Source organism: Abiotrophia sp. (assembly GCF_057275535.1).
Genome location: NZ_DBHIRJ010000001.1, coordinates 41608 through 57596 on the forward strand (window position 1 = coordinate 41608; position 15989 = coordinate 57596).

Genomic DNA, 15989 nt, shown 5'->3' on the forward strand with positions numbered 1-15989 from the left:
CCTCCTTAGGGCTAAAAGATATGTTAGGGACTAGTTTAAGACTTTTATTAGTGATAGTCAAAGATGCTTTTACTATAATATACTATAGCGAAAGACTATACTACATTATGATGTCACCCTTTCCTTCTCAGATCAAAAACTTAGCAATAAGCACAAAAAAACTGAGCCCTAAGGCTCAGTTTTTCTATTAACCTAAACGTTGACGGGCGTCAGTTGTTCTTTGTAAAGCTTGCCCTACATAGTTGATACAGAGCATCATAACAAGAATGAAGAGTGCAGCAGGTAACCATACCCATTGCTTGTTCTCGATAATGTCAGCTGTCTTAGCTGCCCCAATCAAAGTCCCAAGAGACGGGGTCCCAATTGGTAAACCAAACCCTAAGAAAGATAACCCTGTTTCTAACCCAATGTTACCTGCCAAAGCTAATACTAAACGCGTAATAACGATAGAAGAAATATTTGGGAGAAGTTCAAACAACATAATCTTCCAGTCATAGGTTCCCATAGTCTTAGACGCACTAATGTAATCTTTGGATGCTTCACTTAAGGTTCTCGTTCTAATTAATCGAGCAACCCCCATCCATCCCAAGAAACCAATAGTCAAGGATAGGCCATAGATATCATTACTCTTATAAATTGTCCCAATTGCAATTATCAGAACTATAGTTGGAATGATTAAGAAGAAGTCAACCACCCGCATAATGACATTGTCAACACGACCTCCATAGTAACCTGATATTAAACCTAAGATTACCCCAATAACCATTTGCAAGCCAGTAACAATTAAGGCAATCGAGACAGAGTTACGACCACCCAAAATTAACTGTCCTAGAACATCGCGACCACCCTCATCAGCACCTAAGGTATAGGTATGTCCATCAACTACTGAACCAGGTGTCGTATAACGGTTAAAAATCTGAACTTTGGTTGCAGACTCCAAATTCAAGAAATATGGAGCGACATAAAGGAACAAGAAGATTGCAATCAACACTAATAATGAAAACAACGCTAGCTTATCCTTCATGAATTCACGACGAATGACCTCAAAGCCCATTGGTGGGAGAGATTCTGGATCTTTATTTTTTGTTTTAGCTAATTTTTCGCTTTTATCTTTTGTCATGCTCTCTCACCTCCTAGTCTAACCGTACTCGTGGATCTACGAATACCATAATAATATCGGACAAGAGACCACCAAGTAGTGTCAAGAAGCCATAGAACAATACTAGGGTAATCATAACACTATAGTCACGTCCAGAAACTGAAGTAATGAATAACTGCCCCATCCCTTGATAAGTAAAGATTTGCTCAGTGATCATTGCCCCGCCAAAGAGCCCAGTAAGCTCGTAACCAAAGAATGCTGCAATTGGTAATAAAGCGTTTCGAAGGATGTGTTTGTTATATACAACACGTTCTGGCACACCTTTTGCACGAGCAGTCCGAACATAGTCATCTGCTTTAGCATCTACAATCCCAGAGCGCAACCATTGAATAGTCGAAGTTGTACTTAAAACGGCCAAAGTAAAGGCAGGTAGGATCATATGGTAGATACGAGACAACACATAGTCCAAAGTACCAGGTTGCAAGCCAGCCCCAACTGTACCACGTGTTGGGAACCAACCTAAAGTATAACCAAATAACCAAAGGAAGAATAGGCCTAAAACAAAACTAGGGATAGAGAAGGTTAAAAAGTTGTAGAAGTTAACAACTTTATCAAACCAACCACCACTATAACGCCCTGACAAAATCCCTAATGGTAAGGCAATCATGTAGGTGATAATCGTTGTGAATAGAGACAACCATACCGTTGGCCAAATGCGTTGGGCAATAATAGCCGTTACAGGCTGTTTGTGGGCAAAGGAACGTCCAAAATCACCATGGAACATACCAACCATCCAGTCGATGTATCGTTTCCAAAGCGGTTGGTTCAAACCTAATTTTACCCGCATAGCTTCAATTTGTTCAGCGGATATTTTTGGATCAACCAAACCAGTCAAAGGATCCCCTGGCATTAACTCAGCCATAACGAAAATCAGAACACTGAGCGCCAAAAGTTGCGGAATCATCAGTAACAAACGTCTAAATATCACTTTCCACATTTTAGAGCTCGCCTCCTTTGTCAGTGTCTAGCGTTCTGAGGGCTGCAGAGTGAGTCTCAGAAACTGGTTTAAGGTCATACACTCGACCGTTTTCGTCATAATAAAGCGACGCATTCTCACGGTATTCCTTCTCAACCCGTAAACGGTTAAGCTTGTTCTGCTCACGATTATTAGGGTTCATTTCTGGAATAGCCGACAAGAGGCGACGGGTATAAATATGACGTGGGTCATTATAGATATCATCACGTGTCCCATACTCAGTGAAGCGGCCACGATACATGATGGCAATCTCATCACACATGTGCTTAACAACACCCAAGTCGTGTGATACGAAGAGATAACTTACATTGTATTCTTCTTGAATTTGCTTCATGAAGTTGAGGACTTGAGCCTGAACAGATAAGTCTAAGGCCGAAACTGGCTCATCGGCAATCACTAATTTAGGGTTGAGAGCCACAGCACGTGCTACCCCAATCCGTTGACGTTGACCACCAGAGAACTCATGTGGATACTTGTAGAGTGCTTCTTCCGATAGCCCCACAATATCCAAAAGTTCTAACTTACGTTTCTTCTCTTCATCAGGTGTTAAGCTGAGGAAGTTCCGCATTGGCTCCCCTAAGATATCACTAATCCGACGTTTAGGGTTGAAGCTAGAAAGGGAGTCTTGGAAGATCATTTGCACGTTGTGACGATAGTTAGAGCGACGGTGACGTGCAGCCTTGGATACTTCTTCACCTTCATAGAAGATTTTACCTGAGGTAATTTTCTCTAAACCGATAATGGCCTTCCCGATAGTTGACTTACCAGAACCTGATTCACCAACCAAGCCATAAGTCTTACCTTCTTCTAAGGTCAAATTGACGCCGTCTACTGCATAGACATGATCGGTCACACGGTTCAGGAAACCAGACCGAATAGGATAGTGGACCTTTAGGTCCTCAATGCGCATAAATTCAGCCATTAGTTCTCCTCCCCTTCAAAATGGAAATGTTTGTAACAGGTACAACGAACAAAGTGACCTGGTGATACTTCGTGTAGTCCTGGGTTCTCTTCGTGGGCGTCTTCCGCAATCCAAGGAATACGTGGTGCGAAACGACAGCCAGTCCGAATCATCTTGGTCAATGGTGGGACAGCCCCTTGAATAACGTGGAGCTTGTCAGAGCCCCCTTCTAATTCACTGGTTTGCGGAATTGAACGCAAGAGTGACCGCGTATATGGGTGCTGCGGATTGTTGAAGAGTTCTTCAACCGGTGCAATCTCAACGAATTGACCAGCATACATAACGGCTACGCGGTCAGCAGTCTCGGCTACAACACCGAGGTCGTGAGTAATAAGGATAATCCCTGCTTCGGTCTCCTTCTGGATGTCGTTCATCAAGTCCAAGATTTGAGCTTGAATGGTTACGTCCAAGGCAGTGGTTGGTTCATCGGCAATAATAATGGGTGGTTTACATGCCAAGGCAATGGCGATGATGACCCGCTGACGCATCCCCCCAGATAATTCGTGTGGGTACTGACGAGCAGTCCGCTCTGGGTTGACAATCCCTACTTGATCCAAGAGCTCTAAGACACGTTTTTGACGTTCTTCCTTATTGAGTTTGGTGTGGTAGTAGAGGGCTTCATCAATTTGTGCTGCGATGGTCATCAATGGGTTGAGCGATGCCAATGGATCTTGGAAAATCATCCCAATATCGTTCCCACGGATTTTGTTATATTGATTCTCAGTGTATTCTACTAAGTTATCGCCACGATAGTTGATTTGGCCTTCAATCTTAGTATTGCGAGGATTATGCAACCCAATAATTGCAGTTGCGAGAGTGGACTTCCCACAACCAGACTCCCCAACAATGGCTAATTTTTCATTCTTTGATAAGGTAAAGCTGACGCCGTCTACCGCATTATAGAAGGTATCCTTAACACGGAATCCAATGTGTAAGTCCTTTACTTCTAGAATAACTTTCTCGTTATCCATTCTAGTTCCTCCATTCGTGATCATGTTTTATGTCTTCGTCTAAGTAAAAAAAGTAGCACTGCATAGATAGAGCGTGCCGACTTCATCGTCTTTTCAGTTCTTAGGGAGTAAGCTGGTCGATATAATTGACCACTTCGCCTACATTCTTAAGGGCTTCAATACGATTATCCTCAAATTGAACACTAAAGGTGTCCTCGAGCTCCATAATCAGTTCGAAGACGTCAATTGAGTCTGCACCGAGATCTTCAAAGGTCATCTCATTAGTGACCTTGTCTTCAGTTAAGCCAAATCGTTCAACAATCAATCGCTGGACTTTTTGGAAAACTTCCTGGGTCTGGGGCATCCATACACCTCCGTTCAATATGACATAAAATCTACACTTCCTTATTTTACTAAGTTTTAAGCCAATTGTCCATGGTTTTAGCAGAGAAAATTATGAAATCTCTCATTCTTCTCATTTATCCCTCAAAACTTGCTTAGACTTTGCCCATGATTGCGACTAAGTAAGCGATATCTTGAAAATCATTCCTAATAAAGCTGGAAATTCCCTTTTTATCCGCCATCAATCTGTCACCAAGAGGCCATTATAATAATCCTGTTTTTCAAGATAAATAGCCTATTATGGGTTAACCAGAAATGGGCTATGGATATTGAAAAACAAGATGAAGATTGTGCAATATAGGATTCCCTATTTAAGCGAAACTACCCACTATCTTTTCTTTAAAATTTCTTTGCCTATCAATAATTTTTCAAGCTTTTGATGGGTCCCAAACATCTTTTGCCCATGCAAAAAGACCAGACTAACAAGGCCTGGTCCAATAATCTTATTCTTCTGTTTGAGCTGGTTTTTCCTGACCGAAGTAGTCAGTTGCTTCCTGGATAATGCCAGATTCCACAATCGTGCGAGCCTGACGAATGGCATTGAAGATGGCTTGTTCGTTAGAAGAGCCATGAGCCTTGATAACTGGCGCCTTAACCCCTAAGAGGACTGCCCCACCCTGTTTGGTGTCATCAAAGTTGTCACGGAGGCCTGATAAGGCGTCTTTGACTAAGAGCGCCCCTAGTTTAGTCTTCAGCCCGCCAGCCAATAATTGGGATTTAATGAGACTAAAGAGGGTCTTAGACGTCCCTTCCAGAGTCTTCAATACGGCATTACCAGTAAAGCCATCGGTGACCACAATGTCCACCGGGCCATCTAGCAAGGTCTTAGTCTCCACGTTGCCGTAGAAGTCAAGGCTAGTCTCAGCAGCTAAAAGTTCATAGGCCGCCTTAGATAATTCATTGCCCTTGGTAGCCTCCGTCCCGTTGTTAAGCAGGCCAACCTTAGGCTGAGCAATCCCCAGAACTCGTTGGGCATAGAAGTTGGCCAGAACCGCAAATTGCAGTAAGTTGACTGGCTTGCAGTCAGCGTTAGCACCGGCATCCATCAAGACCAAGTAAGGATGCTGACTAGAAGCAGTTGGTAAGACTGGCATAAGGCCTGGACGATCAATATTCTTAATCCGACCCACAATCAGCAAACCGCTAGCTAAGAGAGCCCCGGTATTCCCTGCTGACAGCAAGGCATCAGCTTGGCCTTCCTTGACTGCTTGCGCTGCTAATACCATGGAGGCATTCTTCTTCTTGCGAATAGCACGTACGGGCTCATCATCCCCGTTGATTTTTTCTGGGGTATGGATGATTTCAACCCGCTCTGTCGCTTCTAAATATGGGCGAATTTTATCTTGGTCACCAAATAAGAGCACTTCGATGTTATCAAAGGCCGCAATGGCAAGGTTTACCCCTTTTACGGCTGATTCAGGCGCGAAATCCCCACCCATGGCATCTACTGCAATTCTAATCATTCCTTGTCTTCCTCCTTATAAACTAATCATATCTATCAATATTTGGCAATCGCTATACCAATTCTCGTGCTTTCATCATAACAAGTCCCTGCCAAGCCGTCAACCTAGATTAGAATCTGGCAGTTTAGGCTAGACCTCAATCGCTTGCGTCTGACTCCATTGATTAAGCGCCTGCCATTCGGCTTCCGATAGGCGTTCTGGATGCTTGAGTAAGTCCTGAACATCCTTGCGGGCAACTGTTAAGATTTTTTCGTCTTCAATCAAGTTAGCATAATGGAATTCCGGCAAACCGCTTTGGCTGCGGCCCATCAAGTCCCCCATACCGCGAATCTTCAAATCCTCACGACTAATCAGGAAACCATCTTGGTGGTCCACCATAATCTTAAGGCGCTCCTTGCCCTGCTCGGTTGTGGGACTGCCGATTAGGTAACAGTAGCTGGCTAGCTGACTCCGCCCTACTCGCCCACGCAACTGGTGGAGCTGGGCCAAGCCAAAGCGCTCGGCTGACTGAATCACCATAATGGTGGCATTGGGCACATCGACTCCGACTTCCACCATGGTGGTCGCCACGAGAATCTGAACTTGATTTTGCTTGAAGCGGTCCATGACGGTTTCTTGCTCTTCCTTATTAAGTTGGCCGTGTAAGACGTCTACCTTAAAGTCTGGGAAACTGTCAGCCAAACGGTCGGCCACCTCTAGCACGTTCTCTATCTGTTCCAAGTGTTCGGAACTCTCAATCAGAGGGAGAACATAATAGACCTGATGTCCGGCCGCTAATTCTTGGGCCACATGGTCTTCTAGTTCCTCTAATTGATCTTCCTTGAGCCAGCGTGTCGTGATGGGCTGACGGCCCTTAGGTAACTGATCGATGGTGGAGACGTGCATCTCTCCATAGAGGGTCATAGCTAGGGAACGTGGAATAGGCGTTGCCGTCATTTGAAGTAGGTTGACGGCTATCTTGTCATTTTTATCTACTAGGGCTTGACGCTGGCCCACCCCAAAGCGGTGTTGTTCGTCAATGATGACCAAACCCAATTGCTTGAATTGAACCGTTTCTTGAATCAGGGCATGGGTCCCGATGACCACCTGAATCTGCCCATCAGCCAAGCCCTCTAAGACGGCCTGCTTGGCCTTGGCTGTCATAGCACTGGTCAGGAGAGCGGCTTTCAAGCCCATAGAGGCAAAGAGCTGGTTAAAGGACTGGGCATGCTGTTTAGCTAGAATCTCAGTCGGCGCCATAAGAGCTGACTGGAAGCCACCGCTTAAGCTAGCTAGAATAGCCAGAAAGGCTACCAGGGTTTTCCCGCTCCCAACGTCCCCTTGCACCATGCGTCGCATAGGGTGCTGGGCCATGAGGTCACGACAGATTTCATTAACTACCTGCTTCTGAGCCTGAGTTAGCTCATAAGGTAAGTGGCTAATCCAAGTCTTAAGCTGGTTATTGTCATAATGAATCTGGATGCCTTGCTCTGTTTCATGCTGCTTAAGGGCCGCTTGCAGGCGCCATTGGTAGAGGAAAAACTCCTGATAGATAATTTTCCGCGTGGCCTGATGATGTTGCTCTTGGTCAGCCGGGAAATGCATGGCATAGAGGGCCAAAGGCAAATCTAAGAGCCGATACTGGTCGTTGAGGTGTTGGGGTAAGACCTCTGGGATGGCCTCTTGATACTGGTTAAAGGAAGCCGCAATACTAGCCACAATAGCGCTCTGCTTAAGGCCCTTAGTAGCATGGTAAACTGGCGCAAAGTCCTGGCCTTCCTGAGCTACTTGAATCAGCTTCATACCTAAGAGGGTCTGACGATTGGATTGCCATTTGCCATAAATGGCCCGCTCCTGCCCCAACTGGATAGCTTGCTTAAGATAGGGTTGGTTGAAGAAAGACACGTTGATAATTTCGTGGTCATTGACCGCCAGCTTGAAAGAAACCCGGCTCTTCTTGCCACCAAAGTAGGCTACCACAGGTGGCGTCACAACCTTGCCCTTAAGGGTGACCTTCTCCTGATCTAGGATGGTCGCCAAAGGACGCACGGCTACCGACTCAAAGCGGAAGGGAAAATGAAACATGAGGTCGCGGACAGTTGAGACGCCGACCTGTTGAAAGAGCTTGACGCGCGCGGGTCCTACTCCCTTGAGATGATCAATGCTATCTAACCAATTAAGTCCCATAAGGCCCCTCCTTTCTGCTTGTCTGTCTCATTATTATAACATTTTTATAGCCAGATAGCGACTATTCAAGCTAGTGCCCAAGTTCATCTGGGCAAAGAAAAAGACCAAGGCATGAGCCTTAGTCTTTTAACTGATTTAATTATTCCACTGACATCATGTAGTGGTATACAGGTTGGTCACCTTGGACGATTTCGACTTCTAAGTCATTGAATTTGTCAGTTAAGAGTTCTGCTACCTCATCTGCTAATTCAGTAGTTCCTTCTTCCCCGACAATAATAGTTGCCAACTCAGAGTCTTCATCCACCATGGCTTCTAAGGTTGCCAAGAGAGCATCCTTCAAATCATGCAAGGACAAGACAATCTTGTTGTTGACTAAGCCCAGGTAGTCATCCTTCTTGATGGACACGCCATCAATCTCAGTGTCACGAATGGAGTAAGTAATTTGACCAGATTGGACAAAATCACGTGACTCATTCATTTGAGCCCCATTAGCTTCTAAATCTAAGCTAGCATCGAAGGCCATCATAGCCGTAATCCCTTGAGGGATCGTAGTAGTAGGCACCACAATGGTTGGTACTTCTGCTACTTGGGCTGCTTGTTCAGCCGCCATGATGATGTTCTTGTTGTTAGGCAAGAGGATGATTTGTTCCGCATTAACTGCTTCAATGGCTTTGACGAAGTCTTCTGTTGAAGGGTTCATGGTTTGACCACCGGCCAAGACTTTGGCAACCCCTAGATCAGTAAAGAGTTGACCCACACCTTCACCTGCTGCTACCGCAATAATAGCATAAGGAACTTTTGGTGCAGCCTCTACTGGAGCTTCCTTCATGGCATGCTCTTCCGCTTCTAAGCCACGGACTTGTTCACGCATGTTGTCGACTTTGATTTTAATCAGTTCCCCAAATTCCTGACCCAATTGCATAATTTCGCCTGGGTTCTCAGTATGGATGTGAACTTTGACGATTTCATCGTCCGCTACGACCAAGAGGGAGTCCCCTTTGGTGTTGAGGGTGCTACGGAAGGCTTCATAGTCAAAGGCCTTCTCAACTGTTGGGCCTTGGCCAATGCGAACCATAATTTCCGTACAGTAACCAAAGGTAATATCTTCTAAAGCCATTGGTGGCTCATTGCCATCTTCGAACATAGCGTGAGAGTGGCCAGGAGCTGCAGGAGCTGCCTTAACTTCTACTACGGTCTCTCCTGTCAAGGACGACAAGAAACCTTCGTAGACGCAGAGCAAGCCTTTACCACCAGAGTCGACTACGCCAACTTGTTTCAAGACTGGCAATAATTCAGGTGTTTTGTCTAAGGCCAATTGAGCGCCCTCAACAATGGCTTTCATAACTTCAATAATGTTATCGGTCTTCTCAGCAGCCTTCTCACCGCGCAAAGCAGATTCACGGGCAACAGTCAAAATAGTCCCTTCGACAGGTTTCATGACTGCCTTATAGGCTGATTCTACCCCACCTAAGAAGGCTTGGGCAAAATGCTTAGCGTCTAAGGCTTCTTCTTCCTTAATACGTTGTGAGAAACCACGGAAAATCTGAGATAAGATAACCCCAGAGTTACCACGCGCCCCCATCAATAGTCCCTTGGCTAAGGCGCCAGCTAATTCACCGACGTGACTAGCTTGACTGGATTTGAGGTTTTCCGCCCCAGAAACGAAGGTCATGTTCATGTTAGTCCCGGTATCACCATCTGGCACTGGGAATACGTTGAGTGAGTTAATTAATTCGACATTGGATGTTAAGCGTTCCGCTCCGGCTACAACCATAGGCACAAACTCTTTTGCCGTTAATTGTTTCAATTCCAATTTTTATCCTCCTTACCGTTTTATACGGTTGACTTAATCAATTTTTACGCCTTGTACGTGAACATTGACATAGCTGACTTCGAAGCCCAGCAATTGTTCAACACTGTATTTCACGGCTTGTTGAATATTTTGGCAGATAACTGAGATCTTAGTCCCGTAAGACACTAAGATGTAGACATCCACGAGAACATCATCCCCACGTTGGGTGATGACAACCCCTTTGGAGTAATTCTCTTGTCCTAGAATCTCAATTAAGTTATCACGGAAGAAGTTCTTACTTACCATTCCGACCACACCGTAGTTATCTGTTACGGCAGTGCCGACAACTGTTGAAATCACATCTTGAGTTAGGGACACTTGTCCATTGGGTGTTTGGATTTTGATTGTCATGCGATTTCCTCCTCACATCTAATATATCATATCTATTTTAGCATAAAATGCTTGATTGTGCACTCATTAAGATAAAGACCATTCCAAACTGGGGGCCTGTCTTCTATACTTGTCTAGACAGAGGAGGTCTTATTCAAAAAAAAGCCCCAATCCAAGGGACTGGGATCATCGCTATTAAACGCGTTCTACTTTACCTGATTTTAAAGCACGAGCAGAAACCCAAACTTTCTTAGGTTCGCCATCCACTAAGATGCGTACTTTTTGTAAGTTAGCGCCGAAACGACGTTTTGTTTTGTTCATCGCTTTTGAACGAGTGTTACCTGAACGAGCTTTACGCCCAGTGAAATAACATTCTTTAGCCATTCTTGTTTCCTCCTTTTCGCTGCAGGAGCTTAATGTCTCTGCTTTATCATACTGAACTAATTTATCATATTTTCCCTCATTTGACAAGTCTTTGAGGGGGATTTTTTCGGTTTTTACACTTGATTGACCCAGAAAATCATGACCAGACCCGACTCAAAGGCAATCTCCACAGGTTCCTGACTGGCTTTGTATTCATTGCTAATCAGGGATTGGGGACTAGCAAAATCGGTTGCTGGCAAGGTGTACTTGGCCCCTTGAATGGACAGGCCTTGAACTGGTGTCAGGCTAATGACGGACAGGTAGAGACAAGGTTCATAGGCCAAGACATGCTGACCAGGCTCTAAGAAACGCACCTTGTGGTGAGCCTCCAGTAAGCTAAGACGAGACAGACCTGCTTGAAAGCGTGGCTGATGGACCAGCCAAATATTAGCTAAGAAATGGTCCAGCCGCCCGCCCCTTTCACCTAGAAAACCAAGCGCCACATAATCTGCCTCCGGCCAGCGGGTCATGGCCATGTCCAAGGCCAAATGGCCATCAGTATCATCCTTCTCGCTAGGGAAGGCTTGAAATTCCTGGCTGTGCGCCTCAATGACTTGGCGCTCTTCTTCTGATACCGAATCAAAGTCGCCCAAGGCCACATCCAGTACATAACCTGCTCTGACTAATCTTAGGGCCCCACGATCAGCCCCTACAAAATAAACTTGGTCATAGGCTTGGATTAAATTTTCAATCTGATCAAGGGCTGGATTAGGTCCACCCCCACAAACAATGACACATACTGTCGCCATTTAGACTGCCCCCTACTTCCTATTCTGCCTAAGCTAAATCTTTGAGCGTCTGAATCGCTTGGGCTGGATCTGAATGCCCGAAGACGTAAGAACCTGCTACTAGGATATCTGCGCCCGCCGCTAGACAGTCAGCAGCCGTCTTGTCATTCACTCCACCGTCAACTTCAATTAGATAGCTATAGCCTTGTTTTTGGCGCAAATCAGCTAATTGGCGGACTTTGTCCAAGGTATCGGGAATAAAGGCTTGGCCACCAAAACCTGGATTAACTGTCATGACTAAGACTTGGTTTACTTGGCCTAGGACTGCCTCAATGGCCGAAACTGGCGTGCCTGGATTAATGACAACCCCCGCCTTGGCACCTGCTGCCTTGATTAACTGCAAGGCACGATGAATATGAGGCGTCGCCTCCACATGAACGGTCACCACATCTGCGCCCGCTTTGACTACTTGGTCCACGTAGCGTTCCGGATTGGTCACCATCATGTGAACATCAAAGACTAACTTAGACTGAGCGCGCAAGCCTTGATAGAGCATAGGCCCAAAGGAAATGTTGGGTACAAAGTCCCCGTCCATAATATCAATGTGTAGGTAGTCAGCTCCAGCCTCTTCAACCATTCGGATGGATTGGGCCAGGTTATTAAAATCGGCACTCAACATGGAAGGTGCAATATACATAAAGTTTTCTCCTTAACGACGTTTTTTGAGATGGTATTGGGGTTTACGTTGGTCAATTTTTTGGACTAATTGACAATAGGATTGATAGCGACTAGCAGCCAAGCCCCCCGCTTCTAATGCTTGCTTGACCGCACAACCCGGTTCTTCCAAATGGAGACAGGAACGGAAACGACATTCTTGGCTGAGTTCTTGAATTTCCGGGAAGAGTTGGGTTACTTGATCCTTCTCAATCTGCTCGAAATCTAGGGCCGAAAAGCCTGGTGTGTCAGCAATCAAAGCCTGATTCAAGGGATAGAGGGTTACTTCCCTTGTGGTATGGCGCCCACGCCCCAGATAGTGACTAATTTCACCGGTTTCAATGTTAACTTGGGGTAGGAGCTGGTTGAGCAAGGTAGACTTGCCGACCCCAGACTGGCCCATCACCACGTAAAGACCTTGATGCAAGAGTTGACTGAGATTAGCTAATGCATCCGATTCTGGATCCATGACGGTTACCGTATAACCGGCGGCTTCATAAAGGGCTTGGATCTGGGCGACACGATCTTGGGCTTGTTCCTCACCTTCTTGTGCTAGCAGGAGGTCGTATTTGGTCAGAATCAGATGGGGCTCAATGCCATGGGAAGTCACAGAGGCTAGAAATTGGTCGACTAGGGAATAGGAGAAGTCCGGTTCTACTAGCGACATGACCACGAGCGCATCATCGACATTGACCACACTTGGTCTAACGAATTGATTACGACGAGGCAGGACCTCAATCAAGCGGCCTAGGGCCTGGTCGGCCTTTGGGTCTAGGCCTTCCTCCCATTCAAAGGTGACATGGTCCCCCACCAAGGGCTTAAGCTGCTGGTGACGGAAATTTCCCCTGGGCTTGGTCACATAGGTTTGGCCCTCAGACCGCACCGAATAAAAGCCACTGAGAGACTGGGAAATAATGCCTTCTTTGATGATTACTTTGTCTTCTGCCATACTGTCACCCTCTGCTTGATACTGATTTAATGGTACCATATTTTAAGCGCCTTGTCAGTTCTGGCTGACCAAACTTTCCAGACTATCAGTCCGACTCTGCTATCAAAAAGAGGCTAGAATTTTCTAGCCTCCTGAGGTTAATTGTCATTTGGATAAACTTCATTGCTCTCTGCAATGACTTCGCCATCCCGCATGACGCGGTATTGACCAACGCCGCCTTCCATAATATAGAGTAGGATCTCGATGCTGCGAGACTCTGAAATCTCAAATTCTTGGGCCAGCGTATTAATATTGTTGCGGCTATCGCCAATGAAGACCTGAATCTTATTTGGCAATGGGTTACGTTGGTTGACGTCCGTGCTAGCATATTTTGGCACGTACTCAATATTTACCCGTTGAACTGCCGTCAGAACCTTCTCTTCTTTACGACCTTTCGAAACGGTAACCTTGATGGTATCGCCTTGACTCAGGGCAACGCCATATTTAGGCCTTTGGCTGATGACACGCCCTTTAGGAATATCATTGTCATAGTCTTCGCTGACGTCAACCGTCAATCCGTTAGCTTCCGCGAAGTTTTGCACCATTTCCAATGGCAAGTTATTGAAATCCTGCATGGTGGTGGAGTCTGCCACCTTCCCTACGGTAAAGACTAGGGAGGTATTGCTTGGCACTACCTTGGAACCTGGCTCCACACTTTGGGCTAAAATCTTACCATTATTCTCTGGCGTAGAAGCAAAGTCACGACGCTCTACAATAAAGTTGGCTGCTGTCAGTTGGGAGCGAACCGATTCATAATCTTGACCGACATAGTTGCCAATTTCAACCTGTTCTTTCCCGTTACTGATTTCTAAATCGACCGTTGAAGCCTTGCGAATCCGAGCGCCTGAGCCTGGTGTTGATTTAATCACCTGACCCTGAGGAATACTGTCACTCCAAGTCTGCTTAATGGCTCCTACTTGTAGATTGGCTGCTTGAATTTTCTGTACCGCCTCATCCTTGCTGAGCTTGGCTACTTCCGGCACAGAAGTATACTCGGTCAAGCGCGTATAGGCGATATAGACGCCACCGCAAATGACTAAGAGACTGATGATGGCCAAGAGCCAGGCCGCAATCCGACGTTTACGACGTGGCTTATCCAAAGGTGCCACCTCGTCAATACGTTGATAGGCATCATAATCGATGGGTTCTGGTGCTTCAATTGGAGCCGCAACCGGTGTTTTGACTGGCTTAATAGGTTTCATTTGAACTCGCGCCTGACCACTAGCATTGGGGACAAAGACCGGCTCATTCATGCGGCTAGCATTGAGTGCCGTCGATAAGTCTGCTAACATACTGTGAACAGAATCGTAACGGTTGGCTGGATCCTTAGCAGTAGCCTTGAGGACTACGTTTTCCAAGCTTTGCGGCACATAGTCCATCTTGTCACGGATACGTGGGAATTCTTCCTGGAAGTGCTTGAGGGCCACCGAAACAGCCGATTCACCGTCAAATGGCACAGAGCCAGTAATCAATTCATAGAGGACGACCCCTAGGGCGTAGATATCCGACTTAACAGTCGCATTACTACCACGCGCTTGCTCAGGCGATAGGTAATGAACCGAACCCAAGAGCGTATTAGTCTGAGTAATAGAAGTATCCGACAGGGCAATGGCAATCCCAAAGTCGGTAATCTTAATAGCGCCCGTCTTGGTAATCAAAATATTCTGAGGCTTAATATCCCGGTGAATAATTTGGTTCTTATGCGCCACTTCAATAGCCGACAGGATTTGACTCATAATCAGCACCACTAGTTCTAAAGATAGGGGTGCATTTTGACGAATATAGGTCTTAAGATCTGTCCCATCCACATACTCCATGACAATGTATTGCTGGTCTTCTTTCTCCTCGACATCATAGATTTCGACAATGTTGCGGTGCAGCAATTGGCTAGCCGACATAGCTTCACGTTGGAAGCGACGGATGGCATCCTGGTTGTCTTGGAAGTCAAAACGCAGGACTTTAACGGCTACTTGTCTTTCTAAGATTAAGTCTTGGGCTAGGAAAACATTGGCCATCCCACCCTGCCCGATAAAGTCTGTCAGCAGGTATCTGCCTGATAATTTATCGCCTATTTCCATTCAGATACCTCCTCTAAGTTTTCTGTGCTTAAGTCTGAAGCAATGATAACGGAAATGTTATCCATGCCTCCGGCTTCGTTAGCTGCTGCAATTAATTGTTGGGCAAAATCTGCCTCTTGGCGCGATGACTGGAAGAGCTCTTCCAAGGCTTGAGGTGACACCATATTGGTCAAACCATCAGAGCATAGGAGCAACATTTCCGCCTCCTGGCTTGGTACGGTCTGAATGGCTACCTCCAGTGGATGCGTCAAACCAATGGATTGGGTGACGGCATTACGATGGGGATGAAGATAGGATTCTTCCAAGGTAATTTCCCCGGCCCGAATCAATTCGTTAACCAAGGAATGATCCTCCGTATATTGCTGGAGCTTACCTTCCTTGTAGATATAAGCGCGACTATCCCCTACATGGCCTAAATAGATAGTGCCATCGACAATCAAAGCCAAGACAATAGTAGTCCCCATGCCATTCAAGTTCTTATCGGCTTGGGCTTCTTGATAAATTTGTTGGTTGACTAGCTTTAAAGTCCCTTCAATCCAAGCTGACACCTGTTCAGGTGCTAAGGCCTGGTTCAAATCTTGGAAATATTGCCCAATATATTGGGTGGTACGTTGACTGGCCACGTCGCCACCCAAATGGCCCCCTACCCCGTCACAGAGGATGAGCAGGAGTTGTCCAAAATCATTAAGAAAATAATCCGCATAATCCTGGTTGGTTGTTCGACGTTTCCCGATATTGGAACATAGTGCAAGTTTCATGTAGTCACCTCTGTTTCCTTCATAAGTTGATTTTAGTGCAA

At 45.9% G+C, this 15989-nt stretch carries 15 protein-coding genes; all 15 read right to left on the reverse strand.

From position 1 onward, the window contains the following. Positions 1-187: 187 nt before the first annotated feature. The 15 genes from ACO53F_RS00210 to ACO53F_RS00280 all read right to left on the reverse strand — a co-directional run bounded on the left by ACO53F_RS00210 (position 188) and on the right by ACO53F_RS00280 (position 15948). A complete protein-coding gene (locus tag ACO53F_RS00210; protein WP_485136863.1) occupies positions 188-1120 on the reverse strand; it encodes an ABC transporter permease in 933 nt (310 codons plus the stop codon). A 13-nt stretch (positions 1121-1133) separates the two neighbouring features. Next, a complete protein-coding gene (gene opp4B / locus ACO53F_RS00215; protein ID WP_023390766.1) occupies positions 1134-2096 on the reverse strand; it encodes an oligopeptide ABC transporter permease in 963 nt (320 codons plus the stop codon). A gap of 1 nt (position 2097) precedes the next feature. Then, a complete protein-coding gene (locus tag ACO53F_RS00220) occupies positions 2098-3057 on the reverse strand; it encodes an ATP-binding cassette domain-containing protein (RefSeq protein WP_485136864.1) in 960 nt (319 codons plus the stop codon). Continuing rightward, positions 3057-4067, reverse strand: a complete 1011-nt coding sequence (locus ACO53F_RS00225) for an ABC transporter ATP-binding protein (RefSeq protein ID WP_485136865.1) — start codon at positions 4065-4067, stop codon at positions 3057-3059. The genes ACO53F_RS00220 and ACO53F_RS00225 overlap by 1 nt, the downstream gene beginning before the upstream one ends. 100 nt (positions 4068-4167) lie before the next feature. Continuing rightward, positions 4168-4410, reverse strand: coding sequence for an acyl carrier protein (gene acpP / locus ACO53F_RS00230; protein ID WP_485136866.1), 243 nt, complete (start codon positions 4408-4410; stop codon positions 4168-4170). A gap of 481 nt (positions 4411-4891) precedes the next feature. Continuing rightward, positions 4892-5911, reverse strand: coding sequence for a phosphate acyltransferase PlsX (gene plsX / locus ACO53F_RS00235; protein WP_485136867.1), 1020 nt, complete (start codon positions 5909-5911; stop codon positions 4892-4894). 129 nt (positions 5912-6040) lie between these two features. After that, the gene (gene recG, locus ACO53F_RS00240; protein WP_485136868.1) at positions 6041-8077 is read right to left on the reverse strand and encodes an ATP-dependent DNA helicase RecG; all 2037 of its coding nucleotides are present in this window, start codon (positions 8075-8077) and stop codon (positions 6041-6043) included. 139 nt (positions 8078-8216) lie between these two features. Next, positions 8217-9890 carry a DAK2 domain-containing protein gene (locus ACO53F_RS00245; RefSeq protein WP_485136869.1) on the reverse strand — a complete coding sequence of 558 codons (1674 nt, stop codon included), beginning with the start codon at positions 9888-9890 and terminating at the stop codon, positions 8217-8219. Between the two features lie 33 nt (positions 9891-9923). Beyond that, positions 9924-10280 (reverse strand): Asp23/Gls24 family envelope stress response protein, encoded by a 357-nt coding sequence (locus ACO53F_RS00250; RefSeq protein ID WP_070755469.1) that lies wholly within the window; start codon positions 10278-10280, stop codon positions 9924-9926. Between the two features lie 174 nt (positions 10281-10454). Continuing rightward, on the reverse strand, positions 10455-10643 hold the full coding sequence (rpmB, locus tag ACO53F_RS00255; RefSeq protein WP_023390775.1) for a 50S ribosomal protein L28: 189 nt from the start codon (positions 10641-10643) through the stop codon (positions 10455-10457). A 113-nt stretch (positions 10644-10756) separates the two neighbouring features. Beyond that, positions 10757-11431 (reverse strand): thiamine diphosphokinase, encoded by a 675-nt coding sequence (locus ACO53F_RS00260; RefSeq protein WP_485136870.1) that lies wholly within the window; start codon positions 11429-11431, stop codon positions 10757-10759. A gap of 28 nt (positions 11432-11459) precedes the next feature. Then, positions 11460-12107 carry a ribulose-phosphate 3-epimerase gene (gene rpe, locus ACO53F_RS00265; protein WP_485136871.1) on the reverse strand — a complete coding sequence of 216 codons (648 nt, stop codon included), beginning with the start codon at positions 12105-12107 and terminating at the stop codon, positions 11460-11462. Between the two features lie 12 nt (positions 12108-12119). Continuing rightward, a complete protein-coding gene (gene rsgA, locus ACO53F_RS00270) occupies positions 12120-13073 on the reverse strand; it encodes a ribosome small subunit-dependent GTPase A (protein ID WP_485137010.1) in 954 nt (317 codons plus the stop codon). 137 nt (positions 13074-13210) lie between these two features. Beyond that, a complete protein-coding gene (gene pknB / locus ACO53F_RS00275; RefSeq protein WP_485136872.1) occupies positions 13211-15190 on the reverse strand; it encodes a Stk1 family PASTA domain-containing Ser/Thr kinase in 1980 nt (659 codons plus the stop codon). Further along, complete coding sequence (locus ACO53F_RS00280; RefSeq protein WP_485136873.1) at positions 15181-15948, reverse strand: Stp1/IreP family PP2C-type Ser/Thr phosphatase; 768 nt, start codon at positions 15946-15948, stop codon at positions 15181-15183. The genes pknB and ACO53F_RS00280 overlap by 10 nt, the downstream gene beginning before the upstream one ends. Positions 15949-15989 lie beyond the last annotated feature (41 nt).